We start from the raw sequence: 4,607 nt of genomic DNA, 5'->3' as shown, positions 1-4,607 counted from the left end.
TCGACCCGAACGGGGGCAGCTCCTGGATCGGCCCCGGTTGGTGGGATGCGGCAACGTTGACGAAGTCGCTTCGGCCGGTCACGGGGTTCAGGACCGCGACCTGAAGGGCGGGCCGTGGAGCAGCCTGGATCCGGGCCAGCCACGTTGGACCGGGCACCAAGATCGTCAGATTCCCCGGCCATCTGTCGAGGCCCTCGGGGGCCGGGCACACCACGCCGGCCAGGAGGGGATCGCTCCATTCCCGCGGCCGGGTGTAGACGAGAAGGCCGTTGCCGTGAGAAGGGCTCTGGTCTCCGTAGACGACCGTCTTGCCCGAGGTGGAGCGGACCATCTGCGTGAAGACTCGCCACATCGCGGCATCGATGCCCGCGTGCTCGAAGAAGCCTGCCAGCCGCCGTAACTCGGCCAGCCGTTCCTGCTCCGCCTGTATGGACCGGGCCGCGGCATTGCGACGCCACTCCGCCAGGGCGGCGGCCCGGGCGTCGGCTTCCCGCCGCCGCTGCTCTTCCTGCCGCCGAGCCTTCTCCGCGGCGGCCGCTCGCGCGGAGGCTTCCGCACCGGCTTCCATGCGGGCGCGGGCGACCGCAAGGTCCAGGTAGGCGGGGGCCGTCCACCACACCGTGCCGTTCAGCCCCGTGTGAACGTGCACCCGGCCCTCCAGAATCCACTTGAGGGCATCCCCGAGCGGGCAAGTGATGTGGACCCAAGCCGCCTTCGCTTTCAGCGTGCGCGGCGCCCAGACGTAGCCGGCCATCCCGTGCCGCACCTGCCAGACCCGGTCATCCCCTGTCGGAAAGGGCACACGCAGCGTGGGCACGACCCGCTGCCAGGGCCGATCCTGCGGCCCGACCCAGCACACCGCCACCCCGTCCGCGGCATACCGCTCGGTCCGCATCCGCGCCTCGTCCGGAGTCATGGGCGACAACTGTGCCTCCAGAGCCATGAACGCGTGGCCCTGCTCGTCGAATACCATCACGTCGGCCCGCCAATTGCCGGTCGCGCTGGCGACCTCAAGCTCCGCTCGCCAGCCCGCCGCCCTCGCGGCCATCACGAGTTCGCGCTTCAGGCGATGGTGCTCCGGCGACTCGTTCGCCAGCTCGCAGTTCTCCGGCCGGGCCTGGTGGTAGAAGTGCCGGGCGCGATGCTGGGAGATCCGGGCGAAGACCCGTCCTCGGCATTCCGGACAGGTCAGTTCCATCCCCGGAACGCGGTGGACGTCCCGCCACGAGCGGCCACAGCCGAGATCGTCCAGTGAGGCGTCCAGCCGGCCCCAGTCCTGATGGACAGCGGTGTACCCCATCGACGCCCCCTCGTCCGTCCCGAGGCCAGCGTCCCCGCTTTGACGGCGGCCTTGCGGCGGTTCTCCGGAGAACGGCGTGAACCGGCCTCTCCACTCCGGCCGCGTGGATACATCCGTGCGGATCGCGCCCTGACACCGATGCCGCCGAATATCCCCTTCGCCATCGATCCAACCGACGACCTGCGGCGCCGCGCGCCGTAGCCTCCTCCTGTTCCCTTCCAGCGGGTTGGGATCAGGCCGTGCCGGCTCTTGCAAACCAGACGGCACGGCCGCCGCCTCCCGCAGGCGAACGCCCGTCACCAGGGGTAGTGGTAGGGCCGCGGCAGGGTAGGCGCAGCGCCACCGACGGCGGCAACGCGCGGTCCCCCCGCAGGCTCGGGTGGCACCAGCCGGCCGGGCGCCCCTGCTCGACTGGATTGCAGGACTCCGGGCCAGCTGGATTCGGCCGACGCTGGACAAATTTCGGCCAACCCTCCACACGTGCACCCGAAATGCCCGTGAATGTCTCTTGACCTCGGTGCCTTTAGGGCGTCCGCATCACGCAATCCCCAGGAGGATCCATGACCCAGCAGAAGTTCACGTCCGAGGAGACCGCCACCGCGATCACGGTCGGCGCGGCACAGCGGCCGGGCACCGACTCGGAGGAATCGGAGAAGGCCGGCCCGGGGTCGGTGTGCGCGGACGGGTACGACGTCCAGCACCGGGGCCCGGAGGTCAGCGCCGCAGTGGTGGACGGCGCCGGGCATCACCTGGACACCGTCCGGTACTCCACCACCGTGCCGACCACCATCACGCAACTGGGCATGGTCGTCGGCGGGGTCGCCGCCCTGACGACCGCGGGCAGGATGGCGGAGGCGTACAGCCACGTTCCGCACGCCTCCGCCGTCTACGCCAACGCCGCACCCGGCCGGCCTACCGCAGTCCACTGGATCGGCGATTGCCGCGCTTACGGATGGAGGGACGGCGGTGGACTCACCCAGTGGTCCACCGACCAGACGATGGGCCAGTGGCTCCGGGTCAACGGCGGGGTGCCGGCGGAGATCGCGGCAGGCCACGACAACTGGTCACGACTGGGGTTGAGGCAGGCCTCCGCCACGACGTGCAGGCAGGTCGAGATCCCTGAGGACACCCCCCTGGTGCTGCTCTGCTCCGACGGGATCTCCGACCAAGTGGACCAGGAGGTCGCCGAGGAACTGTGTCGCAAGCACCGAGACTCACCGCAGGCCTTGGCCGACGCCCTGGTCGCCGCGGCCACACAGGACGAAGACGGATACCGCGACGACGCGACGGTCGTGATCCTGCTCCGCCACACGAACTGAACGCAGACACGGCAGAGCCCCGCACCGGCCGGGGCCCCCGGCCGGTGCGGGGCTCTGCTACCGCACTCCGCAGGGCACTGAGCCACGCCGGTCCCGCTGCGGGACGTCCCCGAGAACGCCCCGCAGGGGGCAGCGCCTGGGCCGAGAACGCGACGGTCGGAAGCCGGCTTCCGCTTCCCATCGGTCCCCACCTCCACCGACAGCGACGCGGGCCCCGCGTGCGACGGTCGGCCGTGCCGGGGTTGTGACGGCGCGGGGGTCGGATCCCAATGGATCACCCGCACCGACCACGACGCGCAGAAGATCAGGTTGTGCGTTCTGCGTTGCGGACGGCATCGGTGTAGAGCTCTCGGGTCAGGTCCTCGGGCGTGATGCCGAGTTCGTCCAGGACCGCGCGGACGTCGTCCAGGGCCGCGGCCACGTCGTCCTCGTCCGCGAGGGTCTCCAGCTCCAGAAACGTGCCCTCGACCTCCGGAACCCGCACGAGGGTGGCCAGCATCCGCCTGCCCCGGGCGGCGAAGTCGAAGTTGCGACAGTGTTTCTCGAACGCGATCAGCGGGACGTAGCCCAACCCGCGCAGCATCGCGTGCACCGAGTCGACGTCCTCCACCCGACTCTCGTACTCAGGCTTCGAACCGGACTCCTCATCGACCGACGCGCCCTTGTACGTGAGCACGCTGCGGGTCTCGTCCGCGCCGTGCACGGTCCGCACCCGCAGTTCCTCGCCCCGACCGTCCAGGGCGCGGGTGGGGGTGTCGTAGTAGGTGTCCACGTACACCTCGACCCGACCCGTCGCCCGCTCCTCCAAACGCCGAAGGACCTCTTCCGGCGCTTCGACGCGCGCTTTCAACTCCGCCTCGATCACGTGTCCCGTCCCCACTTCCCGCGTTTCAGACCGTGCGCACCGCGTCGGCCACCATCGCCTCGACCATCCGCCGGTAGCCCCGGTACAGGGGTCCGTGCGGTGTTTCCATCACCTTGTAGGTCGCCGACTCGTGCCCTTCCCAGCCGGTGTCAAAAGCGCCGACGAACATGCAGTCGTCCGTTCGGATCACGCGCCAGGTGGGCAGCATCGCGTACCGGTAGACCTCGATGTCGCAGACCGTCGAGAGTTCGCGAAGCCGCGCTTCGGCCAGGCGGACGCCGGAGGCGAGTGACTCGGCGGACTCTCCGATCTCCGCCGCCCGCCGTGCCAGCGCCGGGCCGTCCGGATCCAGGAGCAGCACCCGCACCCGCAGCCGCCCGTCGGGGCGGGCGAGGTGGGAACGGAGCATCGAGTCGTTGAGGCCGATCAGGCCGAGGCCGCGCACGGCGAGGATGTCGAGTTCCTTCGCCGTGCGGGTGCGCTGTTGGATCTCTTCGCGGGCGGAGGCCTGCGCGGAGTACACGCGTACGACTTCCGGGAAGGCCGCCAGGTCGAACGCGGCGTTTCCGGTGCGTTGTTCACGTCCGGCGGCCAGGCCGAGGAGGTGTCGGGTGTCGTCGGGCATGGTCAGGCCTTCGGCGATCCGCTCGTAGACGTCCAGGCGGGACACGGTGCGCCGACGGTTGATGATCTCGTTCACGCGGGCCTGCGTCATGCCGACCGCGGTGGCGATCCGGGATTGGCTGGCCCCGCTGTAGCGCTGGACGTGGCGGAACACGGCGCCGATGTCGCGGGCGCGCAGGGCCTCGCGGACATCGGGGTGTTCCCACGCCCGGTCCGCGAGGGTGATCGGTAAGAGGCTGCTTGTCACAGGGGCCCGCCTGTCATCCGCGAACGGGATGGGATCCATCCCACGGTGAGATTACCGTTCGGGTATCGCGCGATGTGGGCAGTCGCCGGAAGCTGACCCCATGGTGACGGCACGGCAGGTCAGGACGGATCCACGACGGCGGGAACACGAGTGGCCGCCGGGGATACCGCGCCGGGCGTGCGCGTCACTTCGCGAGCGGGCGGGAACGATTGCGCGGGGAAGCCGCCATCGGAGAGCCCGCAGGGTCCCCAG

At 70.3% G+C, this 4,607-nt stretch carries 4 protein-coding genes; 1 reads left to right on the top strand and 3 read right to left on the bottom strand.

The window, feature by feature from the left end; translation table 11 throughout:
• Positions 1-1,300, bottom strand: a 1,300-nt coding sequence (locus ADK55_RS10560; protein WP_063839498.1) for a competence protein CoiA, incomplete at its 3' end; no start/stop codon positions are given.
• Between the two features lie 560 nt (positions 1,301-1,860).
• Here ADK55_RS10560 and ADK55_RS10555 point away from each other — a divergent pair.
• Entirely contained in the window at positions 1,861-2,619 is a 759-nt protein-coding gene (locus ADK55_RS10555; RefSeq protein WP_107089150.1) for a SpoIIE family protein phosphatase, read from the top strand.
• 304 nt (positions 2,620-2,923) lie between these two features.
• Here ADK55_RS10555 and cyaB read toward each other — a convergent pair whose 3' ends face one another.
• The gene (cyaB, locus tag ADK55_RS10550) at positions 2,924-3,484 is read right to left on the bottom strand and encodes a class IV adenylate cyclase (RefSeq protein WP_053677342.1); all 561 of its coding nucleotides are present in this window, start codon (positions 3,482-3,484) and stop codon (positions 2,924-2,926) included.
• Between the two features lie 25 nt (positions 3,485-3,509).
• A complete protein-coding gene (locus ADK55_RS10545) occupies positions 3,510-4,355 on the bottom strand; it encodes a helix-turn-helix domain-containing protein (RefSeq protein ID WP_053677341.1) in 846 nt (281 codons plus the stop codon).
• Between the last annotated feature and the right edge of the window lie 252 nt (positions 4,356-4,607).

The sequence above is a fragment of the Streptomyces sp. WM4235 genome (assembly GCF_001279725.1).
Lineage (GTDB): Bacteria > Actinomycetota > Actinomycetes > Streptomycetales > Streptomycetaceae > Streptomyces.
The sequence above is the reverse complement of the archived record's forward strand: the minus strand, read 5'-3'. Positions and strand labels throughout refer to the sequence as shown.

Coding starts and splice junctions, on each gene's coding strand:
- ADK55_RS10555 (WP_107089150.1), top strand. CDS start 1,861: ATGACCCAGCAGAAGTTCACGTCCGAGGAGACCGCCACCGCGATCACG.